The organism is Rhizobium mesosinicum, from assembly GCF_019511345.1.
Lineage (GTDB): Bacteria > Pseudomonadota > Alphaproteobacteria > Rhizobiales > Rhizobiaceae > Rhizobium > Rhizobium mesosinicum.
The window spans coordinates 268,351-286,001 of record NZ_JAEUAK010000001.1 but is presented as its reverse complement, the minus strand read 5'-3'; the positions used below and the strand labels follow the sequence as shown (position 1 = coordinate 286,001).

The 17,651-nt window shown below is 56.4% G+C and carries 15 protein-coding genes; 7 read left to right on the top strand and 8 right to left on the bottom strand.

The window, feature by feature from the left end; all coding sequences use genetic code 11:
* Positions 1–44 precede the first annotated feature (44 nt).
* The 5 genes from JNB85_RS01370 (at position 45) to JNB85_RS01350 (ending at position 4,637) form a co-directional block, all read left to right on the top strand.
* Positions 45–323, top strand: a complete 279-nt coding sequence (locus tag JNB85_RS01370) for a XapX domain-containing protein (protein ID WP_220332596.1) — start codon at positions 45–47, stop codon at positions 321–323.
* Positions 324–326: 3 nt separating this feature from the next.
* A complete protein-coding gene (locus JNB85_RS01365) occupies positions 327–2,210 on the top strand; it encodes an amidohydrolase (RefSeq protein ID WP_220332595.1) in 1,884 nt (627 codons plus the stop codon).
* Positions 2,211–2,216: 6 nt separating this feature from the next.
* Positions 2,217–2,723: a DoxX family protein gene (locus JNB85_RS01360; RefSeq protein ID WP_220332594.1), complete on the top strand. Its 507-nt coding sequence runs from the start codon at positions 2,217–2,219 to the stop codon at positions 2,721–2,723.
* Positions 2,724–2,865: 142 nt separating this feature from the next.
* Positions 2,866–3,687, top strand: coding sequence for an alpha/beta fold hydrolase (locus JNB85_RS01355; protein ID WP_223216411.1), 822 nt, complete (start codon positions 2,866–2,868; stop codon positions 3,685–3,687).
* A gap of 53 nt (positions 3,688–3,740) precedes the next feature.
* The gene (locus JNB85_RS01350) at positions 3,741–4,637 is read left to right on the top strand and encodes a VOC family protein (RefSeq protein WP_223216392.1); all 897 of its coding nucleotides are present in this window, start codon (positions 3,741–3,743) and stop codon (positions 4,635–4,637) included.
* 240 nt (positions 4,638–4,877) lie between these two features.
* Here JNB85_RS01350 and JNB85_RS01345 read toward each other — a convergent pair whose 3' ends face one another.
* On the bottom strand, positions 4,878–6,197 hold the full coding sequence (locus JNB85_RS01345; RefSeq protein WP_220332592.1) for a hypothetical protein: 1,320 nt from the start codon (positions 6,195–6,197) through the stop codon (positions 4,878–4,880).
* A gap of 278 nt (positions 6,198–6,475) precedes the next feature.
* Between JNB85_RS01345 and JNB85_RS01340 the strand changes: the two genes are divergently transcribed.
* Both JNB85_RS01340 and JNB85_RS31050 read left to right on the top strand, forming a co-directional pair.
* Positions 6,476–8,221: a hypothetical protein gene (locus JNB85_RS01340; protein WP_220332591.1), complete on the top strand. Its 1,746-nt coding sequence runs from the start codon at positions 6,476–6,478 to the stop codon at positions 8,219–8,221.
* Positions 8,218–9,591, top strand: a complete 1,374-nt coding sequence (locus JNB85_RS31050) for a peptidoglycan DD-metalloendopeptidase family protein (protein ID WP_338050295.1) — start codon at positions 8,218–8,220, stop codon at positions 9,589–9,591. The genes JNB85_RS01340 and JNB85_RS31050 overlap by 4 nt, the downstream gene beginning before the upstream one ends.
* A 98-nt stretch (positions 9,592–9,689) precedes the next feature.
* Here JNB85_RS31050 and JNB85_RS01330 read toward each other — a convergent pair whose 3' ends face one another.
* The 7 genes from JNB85_RS01330 to JNB85_RS01300 form a co-directional block, all read right to left on the bottom strand.
* A complete protein-coding gene (locus tag JNB85_RS01330) occupies positions 9,690–10,316 on the bottom strand; it encodes an FMN-binding negative transcriptional regulator (RefSeq protein WP_220332590.1) in 627 nt (208 codons plus the stop codon).
* Between the two features lie 12 nt (positions 10,317–10,328).
* Positions 10,329–11,705 (bottom strand): FAD-containing oxidoreductase, encoded by a 1,377-nt coding sequence (locus JNB85_RS01325; protein ID WP_220332589.1) that lies wholly within the window; start codon positions 11,703–11,705, stop codon positions 10,329–10,331.
* Positions 11,705–12,163 carry a DUF4126 family protein gene (locus JNB85_RS01320; RefSeq protein WP_220332588.1) on the bottom strand — a complete coding sequence of 153 codons (459 nt, stop codon included), beginning with the start codon at positions 12,161–12,163 and terminating at the stop codon, positions 11,705–11,707. Before JNB85_RS01320 ends, JNB85_RS01325 begins: the two co-directional genes overlap by 1 nt.
* Positions 12,164–12,189: 26 nt before the next feature.
* Complete coding sequence (locus JNB85_RS01315) at positions 12,190–14,478, bottom strand: xanthine dehydrogenase family protein molybdopterin-binding subunit (protein WP_220332587.1); 2,289 nt, start codon at positions 14,476–14,478, stop codon at positions 12,190–12,192.
* Positions 14,471–14,965, bottom strand: a complete 495-nt coding sequence (locus JNB85_RS01310; protein ID WP_220332586.1) for a (2Fe-2S)-binding protein — start codon at positions 14,963–14,965, stop codon at positions 14,471–14,473. The genes JNB85_RS01315 and JNB85_RS01310 overlap by 8 nt, the downstream gene beginning before the upstream one ends.
* Positions 14,958–16,196: a c-type cytochrome gene (locus JNB85_RS01305; RefSeq protein ID WP_223216391.1), complete on the bottom strand. Its 1,239-nt coding sequence runs from the start codon at positions 16,194–16,196 to the stop codon at positions 14,958–14,960. The genes JNB85_RS01310 and JNB85_RS01305 overlap by 8 nt, the downstream gene beginning before the upstream one ends.
* A 144-nt stretch (positions 16,197–16,340) precedes the next feature.
* Complete coding sequence (locus JNB85_RS01300) at positions 16,341–17,597, bottom strand: YbfB/YjiJ family MFS transporter (RefSeq protein WP_220332585.1); 1,257 nt, start codon at positions 17,595–17,597, stop codon at positions 16,341–16,343.
* Positions 17,598–17,651 lie beyond the last annotated feature (54 nt).

Here is a 17,651-nt window from a genome sequence, read left to right as displayed (position 1 = left end):
GGAAGGCCGTCCCGCAAGGGGCGGCCTTTCCAACGGAGGTATAGATGCGGGTTTATCTGCTTTCACTGGCGGTGGGTGTGTTGGTCGGATGCATATACGGGGTGCTCAATGTTCGCTCCCCAGCACCGCCCGTAATAGCGCTTGTCGGCTTGCTGGGCATTCTGGTCGGTGAACAGATCCCGCCACTGGTGCTGGCCTTTGCGGCCCATCCATCTCCCGTTTCCTGGTGGGACCAGATCAGTTCTCACATGTTCGGGCAAATGCCGGATGGCCAGGGAGGGACGACTGAAAAGACGAACAACGATAGCAATTCAGGGGAATGACTAATGTCCGGTGCCGCAGATAGCATCCTTTACAATGGCCTGATCACCACGCTCGACCGCTCCAATCCGACAGCCAGTGCTGTCGCCGTCAAAGACGGCAGGTTCCTCGCCGTCGGCCATGACGCCGAGATCATGGCGCTCAAGGGGCCGAATACGAAGGTGGTCGACCTCAAGGGTAAGCGCGTCCTTCCCGGCCTCATCGACAACCACACGCACGTCGTCCGTGGCGGCCTGAACTTCAACATGGAACTGCGCTGGGATGGCGTTCGCTCGCTCGCCGACGCGATGGACATGCTGAAACGCCAGGTGGCGGCAACACCTGCGCCGCAATGGGTTCGTGTCGTCGGCGGCTTTACCGAGCACCAGTTTGCGGAAAAGCGCCTGCCGACGATCGAAGAGATCAACGCGATCGCGCCGGATACCCCTGTCTTCATCCTGCATCTTTATGACCGCGCACTGCTGAATGGTGCGGCCCTGCGCGCCGTCGGTTATACCAAGGACACGCCGAACCCGCCCGGCGGCGAGATCACCCGCGATGCCAACGGCAATCCGACCGGCCTGCTGCTTGCCAAACCGAATGCCGGCATCCTCTATGCGACGCTCGCCAAGGGTCCGAAACTACCCTTCGACTATCAGGTCAACTCGACCCGCCATTTCATGCGCGAACTGAACCGCCTTGGCGTGACAGGCGTCATCGATGCCGGCGGCGGCTTCCAGAACTATCCTGATGATTATGCCGTCATCCAGAAGCTTGCCGATGACGGACAGATGACCGTGCGTCTCGCCTATAATCTCTTCACTCAGAAGCCGAAGCAGGAGAAGGAAGACTTCCTGAACTGGACGGCTTCAGTGAAGTACAAGCAGGGCAACGATTATTTCCGCCATAACGGCGCCGGCGAAATGCTGGTCTTCTCGGCTGCCGACTTCGAGGATTTCCGCCAGCCGCGTCCCGACATGCCGCCGGAAATGGAAGGCGAGCTGGAAGAGGTCGTGCGCGTGCTTGCTGAGAACCGCTGGCCCTGGCGCCTGCACGCCACCTATGACGAGACGATCAGCCGCGCGCTCGATGTCTTCGAAAAGGTCAATCAGGATATCCCGCTCGAAGGCCTCAACTGGTTCTTCGACCATGCGGAGACGATTTCCGAACGGTCGATCGACCGTATCGCAGCTCTCGGCGGCGGCATCGCCGTGCAGCACCGCATGGCCTATCAGGGCGAATATTTCGTCGAGCGTTATGGCGTGGGTGCTGCCGAGGCGACCCCCCCCGTCGCCCGCATGCTGGAAAAGGGCGTCAAGGTTTCCGCCGGCACCGATGCCACCCGCGTCGCCTCCTATAACCCCTGGGTCTCCCTATCCTGGATGATAACGGGCCGCACTGTCGGCGGCATGGCGATCTATCCGCGCCGCAACTGCCTGGACCGAGAGACGGCGCTGCGCATGTGGACGGAAAACGTCACCTGGTTCTCCAACGAAGAAGGCAAGAAAGGCCGCATCGAGAAGGGCCAGTTCGCCGACCTCATCGTGCCTGACAAGGATTTCTTTGCTTGCGCTGAAGAGGAGATCTCCTTCCTCACCTCGGACCTGACCATGGTCGGCGGAAGGATCGTCTATGGATCAGGCGATTTCGCGAACCTCGATGAAAACCCGGTCCCGCCCGCCATGCCCGACTGGTCGCCGGTGCGCAGCTTCAAGGGTTATGCCGCCTGGGGCGAGCCTGAAGGCGCCGGCAAGAACTCGCTGCATCGCCGCCTGATTGCTTCGTGCGGATGCGCCAACGATTGCAATGTCCATGGCCATGCCCATGCCGATGCCTGGGGCTCGAAAGCGCCTGTTTCCGACCTCAAGAGTTTCTGGGGTGCACTCGGCTGCGCCTGCTGGGCCGTTTGAGGTCACATGCAACGTTCAAGATTAGAGACGCGTCATCACCGCTATCGCCGACGCGTCGTTACAACAGAAGTGGCTCGGTTCCTGGGTCTGGTGGCACTGTGCAGCGCCTACATTCAGGGTCCTGTCGTCAAACTGCTCGACTTCGAAAGTGCGATCCTTGAGATGGAGCATTTCGGCCTTGAGCCTGCAGCATTCATTGCTGCTGGCGTGATCATCTTCGAGCTTAATATGTCGGCGATGATCTTGACCGGTGTCTATCGCTGGCTTGCCGCCCTTTTTCTGGCGGTCTTCACATTGATTGCGACCTTTCTCGCGGCTCGATTCTGGGAGCTGCCCGTAGGTCCTGAGCGAACAATGACTATGAATGCTTTCTTCGAGCATCTCGGACTGGTCGGCGGCTTTGTTCTGGTGGCGTGGGAGGATCTCCATAGAAAGCTCGACAAACGCCTTCGCGCGCTAGGGGAAGTCACGGTCCGGAGCACCGAAATCACTAAAGCCGTCCCCAACGCTTAAACTTGGAGCAGCGAAAATGAAGGACTCCATCAATGTCACCCGTCGCGATGCGCTGCTAGCAGGTGGAGCGCTCGCAACGTGGCTATCTCTTCCCGGCCCGCTTTCCGCGGCACTCAGTCATCCAGAACTAGGAGCAGCAACAATGGCTTTCCTCTTGACGAAAGACAAAACGAACATCTTCTACAAGGATTGGGGAAAGGGCCAGCCGATTGTATTTTGCCACGGCTGGCCGTTGTCCTCAGACGCCTGGGATGTCCAGATGCTCTATTTCGGGCTGCAGGGCTATCGCGTAATCGCTCACGATCGCCGCGGTCACGGTCGTTCCGACCAGACCTGGGACGGCAACAATATGGATCGGTACGCTGACGATCTAGCGGAGCTGATTGAGCATCTAAATCTTACCGATGTCGTTCTCGTTGGACATTCGACGGGTGGTGGCGAGGTCGCGCATTACATCGGACGTCACGGCACGAAGCGAGTGGCCAAGATTATTATGGTTGGTGCGGTCCCGCCGCTGATGCTAAAAACCGATGCAAACCCCGAAGGTACCCCCATCGAGGCGTTCGATGGTATTCGAAAGGGCACTGCCGGAGACAGGTCGCAATTTTTCAAAGACCTCACCATCCCGTTCTACGGGTTCAACCTTGAGGGCGCGAAGGTTAACGAAGGCCTCCGTGACTCGTTCTGGCTCCAGGGCATGCTCGGAAGCATCAAGGCGCATTACGATTGCATCCACGAATTCTCTGAGGTGGACTACAGCGCCGATCTCGAAAAGATCGACAAGCCCACTCTCATAATCCATGGCGACGCCGACCAGATCGTACCAATCAAAGCATCGGCGTTGAAATCCGTGAAGATCGTCAAAGACGCCGAACTCAAAGTTTATCCGGGCGCACCGCACGGTCTCGCACAAACGCAGGCGGAGAAGTTCAACGCCGACGTGCTCGAGTTCATCAAGAAGTAGTGGCGGTACGCCGACGTGCTGCCTGGCAGTCGGTTCGCCAATGGAGAGATTTAATGCCGGCTATTCGTTCCGCGCTAATTTGGGGCATGGTCGCTAGCGCCACGTTCCTCGCCACCAACACCGCATCCGCCGCAACCGCCCGGGTCGGGGTTGGATCACAATACAGTACGACGCATGTTTACGTTGCGCCGAACGATGTGGATAAATTCGCAGAGAGCTTTCTTGCGACGTTTGGCGGCAAGAGTACAAAGCAAGTCATAGCCACCGTTACGCCAACGGACAGCAGTACGACATCTCAGTTGTTGCAAACGCCTGCCGGAACGGTTTCTCTTTTCGGCTTCACTTCCCCCATCCCTTATCCGTTCGGTCACGAAAGGACGGGCTATCTGGTAACAGACCTTGACAAGGCGGTGACCGCTGCGGTCAGCGACGGAGCGGAAGTCATCGTCGCGCCGTTCGATGATCCCATCGGCCGGGACGCTGTGATCCAGTGGCCAGGCGGCGTGAAGATGCAACTCTACTGGCACAAGACCCCGCCTACCTACGAGCCTTTCGCAACGCTGCCCGAAAACCGGGTCTACCTTTCGAAAGAGCGCTTGGCCGCGTTCGTCCGCGGTTTTCTCGCATTTTCTCATGGTCGAGTAGTTTCCGATGAAACACAGGCGGATGGAAACGAAATCGGGCAACCCGGCAAGCCATTTCATCGGATCAGGATCGAGTCGGACTTCGGGAGACTGGCCGTCATGGCAACAGACGGCCATCTTCCATACCCCTACGGCTGGGAAGTTGCCGGATACGAGGTCAATGACTTGAACACTACGCTTGAGAAAGCGACCGCGAGCGGTGCAAGCGTCGTAGTTCCGCCCGTTCTGGCCGGGAAGCGAAAGTCGGCGATCGTGGGGTTTCCGGGTGGTTACATAGCCGAAATACATGCGACCCAGCCCGAGTGACTTCGACTGCAGGATCAGAGGCTCCCTAGCTCAGCTACAAGCAAGGGACCCTGCGGCCTAGGTGAGTTTTGACTTCCGTTTGTTGATTGGGCCATTGAGTGCATGGGGAAATGGCCTGCAATCGCACGGCTGCTTCGCGCTGGCAACGCACGTCCGTGGTGACACTGGTGACCAAAAACGGCCGGCTGCCACAGTCGTTTCAAGACCAGACAGCGCCCCGCAACTTGCTGCCGTCCCGCTTTATGAGAAGAGATCGGGCTCACTATCGTCGTGAGCGACGTTATCGGGATGATAGCCCCACCAGTGCTCACAAGTGATCTCCTGAAAGTTCACCTCGGCCAAATTGTTACCCGTCGAGAAAAGCTTCGCGACAGCCTGCTCGACCGATTTCTGTTTGAGAAAGCTGTTCTTTGCGTCGAACAGCAAACGATATTTTCGATCCCGAATGCGATCGATAACGTGCTTGACCGGCGCTGACACCAGAAGTTCAATCGACTTTTTGGCGCTGAATACACCTTCTGAAGCATCGATGGCGTAGTCCACGAGATTGGCAGAAGATTTGATATGCCGCTCAATTCCACCCTCTCCGCGGCCCCATAGCTTTTCAAGGATACGGTTTATCTCGGCAACAATCTTGAGCTTGTCACGCGGTGATGTATCTGGGCTGAAAAGCGCGTTTTCGAGTTCCTGACAGTGCTTCCTGAAAGGCTCATAAGTATCTCTCAAGTCTAATGCGACAGTGAGCATCTCTGCCGGCTTGGTAGCTTTAGTCAGTATCAGAGCTCCGATAGGGCTTGCGCTGAATGAAATGGTCTCTTGATATTTTTGCAGTTCAGACAAGACAGCGGCCGCGCCTGCATCCAAATGCTTCTTGAAGTGATGAGCGATGTGACGTTCCGCTACTGTGACATCCTTTTCCATCTGAAGGACAAGCGGGTGATATTCAATTTTAGGGCCATAAAAGGGCAGCGAAAAGTGCCGGGCTACTTCAAAGGCGGCATACGGCTGTCCGAGGCGAAACACCGCTTCGTAGAGATCCGCAGCGTGAAGCATGTGGCCGTCATCGGATTTATTTATGCCAAATAAGGCGAGCGTCTGAGCGGCGTAGGCCGTCGGCTGAAACTCGACATCGGGTAAATCGAACGTCGTATTTATGATCCAACTTTCCTGCGCGCGCAGTTTGTCGAGAGATTCTCTCAAGTTGGCGTCGCCCGCGTAGTCAAAATAGGCAAAGCCCGTGTGGATCGGAGAGCTTTTGTCTTCGTAATCCTCGGCCGTCACGACGTAAGGTTGCTTGACGACGAGGAGCTTGTCGTAAAGGACGAGCACCTCGAGATAAGAAAGGTACTCACGCAGGAACTGCTTGGAGATAGTCCTTGACCGATCGTCATAGACAGCATCAGCGCTAGGAAACGAAAAGTCTGAGAGAATAATCTTTCCACTGCGATCGAAGTTACGTGCGTCCTCTACCAGAAGTTCACACGCTGGATAATAATTGCCATTGCCCCCCGGTGTAGTCGACCCAGGGCAGAACCATGAACTTGGGTTATCCAAATGCATAACGCCTACCACCCTCCAACATACTAGCCAATAAGAAATACAATTTGTAGATCGGAAACAAGATACGTGTCATCAAGGTGGCGCGAGCAGCCGCATTAAATCAGACAATATATTGATCGCTTGCTCGACCATGGATTGGATTGTTTCAGTCAGATGGTTCCGAACATTGACGGGCTTTAGTACTATGCTATCCTTTTATTAGGGAGGCGGCGTACGAACCGAAAGGATTTTTGCTGCGCTGAGGCATCCAGAGTTGCAATGCTACTCGGGTAGTTGTCGTGAAAGAGCGCGAAGCGAAATCAGGCGGAAAGGACATTGATCTGGAACCACCGGAACCGGCCAGTGGTACGTCACCACCGCAAAGCAAGCGGCGTAGTCGCAAGCTGGCTGAAGTGGATAGCAGATCGCACCCCCCACCCGATCCGACCGATCATATCGGGATCGATTGGACTTGGGGCAATCCCGACGCGCCACTGCCGGCTTGGTTAATTCGCGGAGAACAATCGACTACTCCAAATGCTTTCGTACGGAATTCCGAGCAAGACTTGCTGCTTAAAGAACGAGAAACAGCGCAGGACAAAGGCTCAACAGAACTTCCATTGCCGAAGGGGCCAGCCCTGGCGAACGGGGTCGTGTCTAAGCCAGACATCAAGAAACCATTTAGCGTCCTCGAGTTCGGACTGTTCACTATATTTCTGTTAATATTGGCGGTTTGTTATTTTTATTCGATGATACGTTTGGCGGACACTGCGCAACAACAGCGTCTCGCAAATACCTTCTTCTCTCACAGCGATGTAGTAGATAATAAGGTTATAATCGCGGACCAGATTTATGAGTTTCCTCTCGCCGTGGCACAGTACTACCACTGGAAGTTTAATTCCGATGATATTGTAGAGTCGCCAGTGGTTTCTGCTCTGCGAAACGCAAAAGTAATTACCGGGGACGAGCGATTTAACAGTCTTTGGAATTTTTTCCATCTCACGGATTTGTATGACACCCGGAAGTCCGATGAAGTATTTCTAAGTTGGCTAAGTCTTTCCAACCCCCACGAGGCCATTAACAGCGGCGGTGCATTCAATGATTTTTTGGAGAAGCACAATACCGTCGAGAAATCCACCATCGAGCCTGCGACCAATACAGACACGAAGGGTGACACGGATGTAGACTTTTCCGCGTCGGTAGAAAAGGCAAACCTAAATAGGCTATTTGATGAGGTGGCAGATAGAAAGATGGCCGCGGTCGATGTCTACGTTCGAGAAGGCCGTCTTATTGAAGCACGTGAAATTGTAGCGCGCTTAGCCAATTGGATGCGCGCATTCAATATAAAAACGGATTCTGGTTTTGAGAGCCGCGCGAATGAAATATTCGTACTGGAAATTCTGACGGACGACCTCGATACTATACTACGAAACCAGCAAGAATTTACAGACCTTTACAGCTACGTACGTGGTCTCTATTGGGGCGACGCCCCAGGTGGGCCATGGACTATTGACGAAGATTCACCTTCTGTCGGAGGCACCCGTTATGCCGCGTTTCGCTGCCCGCTACAGTATATTAGTTTAATGCGAGCGACGAGACTGCAGCTTTTCGCTGAGGCGCACGAGCGTTCGAATACATTACAGTCAGATGTGAGCTGCATGAAACGTCCGCTTTTCAAGGAGTGGGCAGATTTCGGCAACTATCAGGCACTTGTAGCCGATCTTCTATCTCGGAGCTGCGTCACGAGGCCAAATTCGAAGACACAAGAAATATGCGACGAACAGCCCTCATCGACTGCGGCTGAGTATATGCGCCTAAGGCAATCAACCCTACATGCGGTCGACCGGATAACCCTTCACGTAAATAAAAACCTGCGTGACGATCTGCAGACTATGATCAACGCAGTTAGAGCGGCACGTTGGAACGGGAAGTTGAGCAGCACCGACATGGAGGGAGCAGGTGCGTCCGCCTCCGATGACATCATTACACGAAGTGAATATCCAGCGCTGCAGGTACCAACGCCTAGCGAGGATGTAGCTCAATGAGCTTTGTCAAATATGTGGCCGGTGCCCTCGGCTTACTTGGTACTGCCATTCTCGCTTTAAGCACGAGCGGGTTCTTCGACAAACCTGAGTCCTATTATCTGTTTATGGCCCATCGGTTCCGTTATGACATCGCACTTGTAGTAATAATATTATCATTCATCTACTTCTTCAGCTCGCTTTTCGACGTCATTGTTGGCTTCACCTCAACGAGGTCGACGAGAACCTGCATTGCATTTATTACAATGGCGTTATTCTTCTTTTTTGGAACAACGTGGTTGTTACGGTATGACTTTGTGCGTTATGCGAAACATCGAGCATTTTATTATCAATTTGAAATGACAAATGACTACACACGCTTCTTAACACTGGTTGGCGATCAGTACTATTTTGGAGGAATGTTTAACGACGCTGTTCGCCTTTGGACGCTCGCGGGCGGGGAACGCAACCTAGAGAAAGTGCGGATCTTATCGGAGCGTCACGCGCTCGCAGAAAAGGTATTTGTCGCGTCCAGAGAAAGAGAACGGCGATATGGTCCTAATACAGGAACCTATTTCGCAACGATGCAGGCTGTATATCTCTATCCATCATCTGAGAATTTCCAGGACAAATTCAGATGGTACATCGATGCATTGAACTCAAGCTTGAATGTTCCGTGCGAGAATTTGATCGAGGCGCAATACTGGCTTTTCTACGGGCGAAAGTATGATTTGAAACCGGATTGTCGGGGAACCAATTATCGAGAAAAGTGGCATGTTGGCAAATTTGTCCAAGACCTCGATCTTTTGCGACAGCGTCGTGACAATAGCGAAAACATTTTTGAAATGCTTGCTCGCTCTGAAGCTGAGACCCTGAGCAATAGCGGTCACGAGATTATAAAACAATCCATTTTAACACGATTGTATCATCGTGCAGTCAATCCAGACGGAAAACAAGACTTTGTCTATGAGGCTGATGCTGGATGGGAGACTGCCGACGTTGTTGCCGGCACAGAGGAAGCCGATTTTCAATGGCCAATTGCGTTGGAAGACAAGAACGTAGTCACAATAGTACGAGGCAGCGGCATTGATATCCAGGCGTCAGAGGGAACGCCGGTACTAGCAGCCCAGAACGGAGTCGTGATTTACGCAGGCGAGGGGCTCAAGGAACTCGGCGCAACAATTTTGGTACGCCATGACAGCGGGCTGGTTACCGTTTACGGGCACAACAATGCCTTATTCGTCAAGCGCGGACAGAAGGTGGCACGTGGTGAACGTATCGCGTCCTCAGGAACGAGCGGCGATACCTGGACTTCCAAGCTGCATTTTGAGGTTCGAAAGGACGCCAGTCCAGTGAACCCCATGCGGTTTCTGCCGACTCAAGCTCCACCGTGAATGTCTCAGATGGCCTGCTTCAGCCTTCTTGTACCGCTAAGCCTGCATCGATACCTGCTTTCGCCTTCTGCCCTGCCGCAGCTTAGGCGGATAACGCCTCACCCGGATTGCGGTTTCTTTCGTTTGATCAGCTCCGCGAGACGCACATCGGCAGCGTTCTCCGAGCCTGCGAGCTTCGACGCAACAGCAAGCGCGTCTAGCCTCGGCTCGTCCTGGCCGACTTTGACTTTACCCCGGATCGCCCTGATTTCGATATCAAAGCCCACGATTGCCTTCATTCGCCGTGCGATGCCATCTTCGGACAGTTCATGCATTGACCAGGCATCGGGATTGTGCGTCTCGTAGCGATGGGTAAGGCGCTCAACCCACTTTCTCATCGTGTCCGGGTCCTGTAGCGTCACAACACCCTCAACCTCGACGATTACATAGTACATGGTCGGAGCCATGTTACGGCCAGGATACCAGCTCGGACTAACGTACGTCCGTGGCCCTTGGAAAAGTGTCAGCACGCGCCCACCGTTGCGAAGGATGTCCGCCTGGGGATTGGCACGGGCGATGTGTCCGACAAGGGTTCCCATCTCGCCTCGACCTCGATCCAGCAATATCGGTGTCGCGGTGACGAGAGGAACCTCACGTGCGTTGCTGATCACCAACGCCCATGGATCGTCCTCGATAAAATCGAGAGCCTCCTCGGAGGAGGTTTCCCAGTCTTTGCGTGCCAGCATCCTCCGTGCCCCTTACTTATGTGCCAACGCTTTAAGGTCACCAAGGAGCGTAGGGATGAGTTCAGATACGGTTGGGTGGATGGGTACCGCCCACTTCAGGACCGGATAGGGGACCTTGGCGTGCATTGCGTCGATGAAACCGTGGATGGCCTCATCGCCCTCTATACCAAGGATCGCCGCCCCCAAGATTTGCTGAGTATCAGCGTCGGCAATAACCTTCATAAACCCATTCGTTTCGCCACGTTCATTGGCTCGACCGACGCGGGCCATAGGCCTTTTCGAAACCAGGATCGAGTAGCCTGCTTGCCGAGCCTGGCTCTCCGTCATACCCACCCTGCCGAGCGGCGGATCGATATACAGAGCATATGCCGGGATCCGGTCACTCACTTTACGCTTCTGGCCATCTAGGAGATTGGCCGCAACAATCTCGAAATCATTGTACGAGGTGTGGGTGAACGCGCCCCGGCCATTGCAGTCACCGAGGGCCCAAATGCCGTCCACGTTGGTACGCAGTTCGTCATCTACCGGGATTATCCCACGGGAATCTACCTTGACGCCCGCTTTGTCCAATCCGAGGTCATCAGTATTCGGCTTTCGACCGGTAGCGACAAGGACATGAGTAACGGAAATGGCGATGGCTGGGTCGCCAAACCGCACCGATATCGCGCTCGGGTCCCGCGCAAAGGAGATGGTGTTAGCGTTCGTGTGAACTTCAATCCCCTCATCGGTCAGAATGTCCGCGATAGCGGCGGAGACGTCCTCGTCCTCTCGGGGGGCGAGTCTCGGGCCCTTCTCGATTACCGTCACTTCCGAGCCGAAGCGCCGGAACATCTGCGCGAACTCGAGACCGATATAGCTGCCGCCGATGATAGCAAGACGGGCAGGGACGGAATCGAGCTGCAAGATGGTAGTGCTGGTGAGATAATCGATATCCTCAATACCCGGCATTGCAGGCACTGTCGGCCGCGCACCGACATTTATGAAGATGCGTGACGCGTGCAGTTCTTCGCCGTTGACCGAGACAGTCCGGCTGTCCACGAAGGTGGCATGGCCGGAAATGACAGTCATGTTTTCCAAGCCGGCGAACCAGTCTCTTAGCCCGTTCCGTGAATTCATGGTCACCGCATGTGCACGGCTGCGAACGGTTTCCATGTCGACCGAGATGGAGCCGCCAATCCTCACACCATACCGGTCACCAGATCGGGCGACAAAAGCGGCCCGTGCGCTTGCAACCATCGTCTTGGTTGGCATGCAGCCTGCGTTCACGCATGTCCCGCCAAGATACTTTCGCTCGATTAGCGCTACTTTTTGCCCCTCGGCAGCCATACGGGCCGCGAGGAAGGGGCCTGCCTGGCCCGCTCCGACGAAGATCGCGTCAAAGGTCCGCATCACGCGGCCGCCATGATCAGAATTGCGCCGATAATCGCAACGGCATCTTCGATAATCGCCGCGGGCCTGTCCTTGCCGAAAGATGCCGCAAGCTTACCTCTGGCAGCGGCACCACCCAGTGTACCTACCAGCGCACCGATGACACCTGCCACGAGTGCGACCAACAGATCATTCGCAGCAGCTCCAATCGTCGCTCCGGTCAGAGCACCGATCACGAGACGCGTCCCGAACTGGACCGGGACTTTTCGAGACGGGGTGCTGGGCAGTTGGTCCGTGACCAGTTCGACGATTGCCAGCACCGTGAAGATCCATGGCGTCCACTGATAGCCCATGAACGCGAGAGGTGTGTTGGATACGTCGATTACGCCAAGCGAAGCAGCCCATGCAACGGCGGCGGGCGCGGTCATGGCGCGCAATCCCGCGACAACGCCGATCAGCAGTGAAAGCAATAGGGTCATAATCGTTTCCTTCGATTTTTGATTAATTAAGACGACAAGGCGTTTAAGACCGCGTCGGGCCGAATTGGGATGTGACGCAACCGAATGCCAACGGCAGCGAAGATCGCATTCGCGATCGCTGGGCCGACCACCGTGGTAGGAGGTTCGCCAAGACCCGTTGGGGGCTCGGAAGTCTCGACAAACGTGACATCTAGCTTTGGGACCCCGCCGATGCGCAGAGGCGTGTACGTGTCCAGATTTCGGTCCTCGACCTGTCCGTTCACGAACTGAGTTCCCTCAAACAGCGCAAGGCTCAGACCCCAGAGCGTTGCTCCTTCGACCTGGGCCATTGCTCCGCCGGGATCGACGATCGTCCCGGCGTCGACGACAGAGGTGAGTTTGTGAACCCGCACCTCGCCCGTGGTGCGGTCAACCTCGACATGGGCGACGCAAGCTACCCAGGTCGGCATTTCGCGCTCCTGACCGAAACTGGTGGCGATTCCCAGGCCGTGGTTGGCGGGAAGCTTTTCTCCCCACCCAGCACGTGCGGCCGCGGTTTCCACGACGTGATGTTGGCGAGCCGCGCCTCCGACGCTGTTCGGAGCGACGCCCGCGTTTCGACCTGCCGCCTTTAGAAGCGAAAGTCGAAACTCGACAGGATCCTTGCCGACCTCGTGGGCGGCTTCGTCCATGAAGCTCTCCAAGGCCCAATTTGTCCACCCGGGGCCGACCGATCGGAGCCAGCCGGGACGGAAGGTTTTCTTCGCGAGGTCGTTGGAAATGGCACGAACCTTCTGAGCACCGACCTCGTACCAATGATCTGCGCCATTGATCGAGAACGGATCGTAGGGAACTCCGTTGCCGCCCATCGGCATGAACGAGGGGGCCAGCACCTCCGTTGGCCAGCCGGCGGCGGCGTGATGCTCCATGGCGATGACTTCGCCTTCCGCGGAAAAAGCCATGCGCAGTGTCTGCACCGCGGGCGATCGCGCGGAGTCGAATCTACATTCGTCTTCACGAGTCAGGATCATCTTCACGGGTTTACCCAACGCCTTGGCGGCCAGGGCGGCCGGAACGGCGTAGTCTCCGTTCAAGCGACGTCCGAACCCTCCGCCGAGCATGTAACTCCGCATCACGATCGACGGCTCAGACCTGCCAAGAGCGATCGCAAGCGTGGGAAGGATCAATGTCTGCCATTGGTTTCCCGTGTGGATCTCGAAGGTTCCGTTTTCCTCGAACGCAAGAGCGTTCGTCGGCTCGAGCTGGAAGTGAAGGGCGGTAGCATTGGTATAGGTTTGCTCAAACGTCCTCGACGCTGTCTTAAAGACCGCTTCGGTATCGGTATCGCCCGTATCGAGAATTGATCCCGTCGAAGGATCGGCGATCAACTCGCGCGACCGATTTTGGAGGTCTGCTTCGGAAATCGACGCAGTCGGACCGGATTCCCACTGTACGACGATCGCGTCCGCAGCCTTAATCGCCGCAGGATAGGTTTTGGCGATGGCCATCACCCAGCCTGGCACCGTATCGGAAGGATCGTTGAGAATAACCGCCGAGAGGTAGCCCTTGATGTTTCGCGCGGCGGAATCGTCGACAGCGATAACCTTCGAGCCATAACGAGTAGGGGGCAAGATCGGACGGGCGTAAACCATTCCGTCTTTGTGGGCGTCTATGCCGTAGCGCGCCGTACCATCGATTTTTTGGGGGATGTCGAGCGCGTCAACCTTTCTCCCGATAAGACGTCTTTTGGCCGGTGCCTTTATTGGCAACGCATCCAATTGCTCCGGTGTGAAGCTTCGATTGATTCCGGCCTTAACGATCTCGCCGTACGTGATCCATCTGACGCCGCTCGCGACGGCCCCGTCCCGAGCGACACAGGTATCCACCGGAACGGAGAGCAATTCGGCTCCGCGCTCGATCAGGGCGAGTCTGCCTGCGGCCCCCGCTTTGCTGAAGATGGGGTAGGTCTGGAAAACCGACCAGCTTCCCCCGGTCACCATCAGCCCCCACTTGGGATCTGTGTCGACGTGGTTGATCCGGACGTTTGTCCAGTCGACTTCGAGTTCGTCTGCCAAAATCCGGGCTAGAGACGTTCCCACATGCTGCCCCATTTCGGCGCGAATGATGTTGATGGTCACGATCCCGTCAGGATCGATCGAATACCACATCGTCGGAGCAAACGATGTATCGCCGGTATCGTGCTTCGAAGGCGGAAACACCTGCGAGGCGTCGGCGACGTCGCCGAACGCGAAGGCAAGCGCCGCGCCGGCGGAGCCAATAAGAAACGACCGTCTCCGTAATATCGTGGACGGTGACCGATCGCCGAGTCTAGCCATTTGAACCACCCTGTTTGGCGAGCTCGGAGGCGCTTTTGATCGCCTCCCTGATCCGCGGGTACGTCATGCACCTACAGAGGTTTCCGGCCATCACTCGATCGATGTCTTCGTCGGATGGCGTGGGAAAGTCCGCAAGGAGAGTAGCCGCCTGCATAATCTGGCCCGACTGGCAGTAGCCGCATTGAGGCACCTGCAGCTCCTTCCAGGCCACCTGGAGGGGATGGGGCTGTTCCATTCCCAATCCCTCGATCGTTGTGATCGACGCACCCTCGACATCGGAGACTGGCGTAACGCAGGAACGGACCGCACGTCCGCCCACATGCACTGTGCAAGCGCCGCACATTCCGATTCCGCAGCCAAATTTCGTTCCGGTCAGCCCGATTTCGTCGCGGATGACCCACAGGAGCGGGGTGTCGCCTTCGACGTCGATCGCGACGTCCTTGCCGTTGATTTCAAAAGATATGCTGACGGTGTCGTCGCTAGTCATGTTTGGTACCTGAGGCTCGGATGTTTTTCACCTTCGTTTCCAGGTCCGGCCAAGGAGGCAGCGGTGTCCGGGTGGAACGGAGATACTGGGCAATCGAAACAATGTCGGCATCGCTCAAACCGTTCGCGAAGGAGGGCATGGCCACGCCCTTCAAACCGTCTTGGGTGCTGATCCCCTCGAGGATGACGTGCAGGAGGTTGTCCGGAGTGTCAGCGAAGACAGCTGTATTCAGACCCAGTTCGGGTCGCTCAACGTTGACGCCAGCCGCACCGTTGTAGTGGCACGTCGCGCAAGCCGTGGCGTACAGGCGCTCCCCTGTTGAGGATATGGTGGAGATGGACGTTTTGCGATCAAGCTCGAGCGCGTTCCGTTCAGCTTCCTCCGGCGACTTGGCTTGCTGAGGTTTCAACGAACCAATGTATTCGGCGATCGCTTCGATGTCACTGTCCGGAAGTGCGTCGAGCCCGTGGATGACCGGTGACATCGGACCGCCCGCGCTGCCATGGTACGGAGTGCCGCCCGATCGCAGATATGCGTACAATTCCTCCGCGGACCAGGCGATGGGGGACGGATTGGCAGATGTCAGCGGTGGCGCGTACCATCCGTCGATACTTGCCCCGCTAAACTTCGCATCCGCTTTTTCCGCGCCGAGAGAGTTACGGGGCGTATGGCATGCGCCGCAATGGCTGAGCGTTTCAACCAGATAGCGTCCACGACCGATACCGCCCGCGACATCGCTGTCCACACGCTGAGAGTGGAAGAAAAGGAACTTCCATCCTGCTTGAAGGAGGCGGATATTCAACGGGAACGGAATGGTGTCGTCTTTGTTTTTCGCGCTGACCGCTGCGCGAGTCATGAAGTAGGCATAGAGTGCTTTGACGTCGCCGTCCGATAACCCGGAAAAATGGTCATAGGGGAACGCCGGAAAGAGATGTGAGCCGTCGCGGCTGACGCCTGCGCGCATGGCGCGGTCGAACGCGGCTTCGGACCAGCCACCGATTCCCGTGTCGCGGTCCGGTGTGATGTTCGTCGTGAAGATCGTGCCAAAGCCGGTTTCTAGGCCTCTCCCACCAGCGAACGGCCGTGTGGGATCAGTGGTGTGGCAGGTTCCGCAATAGCCAGCGCGTGCGAGCATCTCGCCGCGCGCTATGGCCTCGGGCGCGAAAGGACCCGCTTCCGCAATCTCCGGCAGTGCCGGTTCCCAACTATAGGCGATGGCGGCGCTGACCAATCCCGCCGCCGCTACTAATCCAATTGACGCCCAAACTCGCTTCCGCACGTGTCCCGCCATAAGAAGTTGCAATGGCACGAACCGTAGTCGCGATCGGGGGCGCGTTATTGGATGCGTTGGCAGATCGTTTTACGTTTTCGACATTTATGGGATTTGCGGTGTTTTGGATTCCGGAGCATTAGGCCCCATTGGCCACGCGAAGAACATGAACACATACAATGCCGCTCCCAATGCGAGCGCGCACGCGGCAACGGTCAACGCGAGATCAAATCCTTCTATCGGTGTCGAGGTAGCCTTGAGGAATTGCGACACGATCGGAGGTCCCGCAATCTGACCGATGCTATACAACGCGGTTAACATTCCCATGAATCTGGCAACGTGATGAGGTCTGAGGCGCTGAACCTCCTTCATCGCAAAGAAATTGATCGCGGTGAAAGGTAGGCCGACCAACAGGCTGCTCATGGCAAATCCACTTACCGTCTGAAACGGGAGGACAAGGATCACCCCGAGGGCCTGAAGCAGGTACGCGCCGACAAGAAGTAGACGCGGGTCGAAACGGGAGACTACGCGGGTTGCGATGAAACATCCGACGACAGCCGCGAGACCGAAAATAGGCCAGAACATGTCCAGCCAAATGGATGGCGGCAGTTCCTCGTGGGCCATTACAGGCAGAAACGTCGCCGTGATAATATAGCCGAAGCCAGCAAGCCCGTAGGCGAGCGCGAATACCATCATTTCAGCGGGATGCTGTTTGACAGGTTCTCGGTGAACCGCAGGCTGTGCATGTCCCCTGGTGCGAACCGAAAACACTGGCCAGACCGTACCGGAGATAACAAACGCCAGCAGGGCGAAGCCCACCCAGCCGAGTTGCGACGTCCAGCCGGCGGCGATCATTGACGTCGCGACAATACCCGACAACGCGATGCCGGCCCCAGGGCCGGAAAAGACGATCCCGCCAAGATGAGAAGCCTCGCGATGTGATAGTTCGGTCAATGACCAACCCGCCGTGTAGACGAAAGCGATTGCGCTGATGGCACCTGCGAGAAAACGGAATGCAAGCCAGAGGCCTTGCAGCGGGATGGCCATCGCAAGCGTGAGCAGGATGGTTGCCAGCAGACTCAACCGGATCAGCGTCGTACTCGACCACACTTTGGGAAGACCCATGCACAGCATGGCACCGGCAAGATAGCCAAGGTAATTGGAACTTGCCAGAGAACTGCCTCCGCCGATATCCAACACGCCATCGTGCAGCATCATCGGCATCAAGGGAGTGAAAGCGAAGCGCCCAATTCCCATGGCGACAGCGAGCGAAGCTGCTCCGGCAACGGCAATCAGAATAGGCGAGGGCAGGGTGCCTTTTCGACGTCTCGAAGAGGCGGGAAAGGAAAGAAAGACTGTCATGGATTTGCCTCCGGCGCACACAGGTGGCGCGCCATCTCGCGGACTTTCGAACGG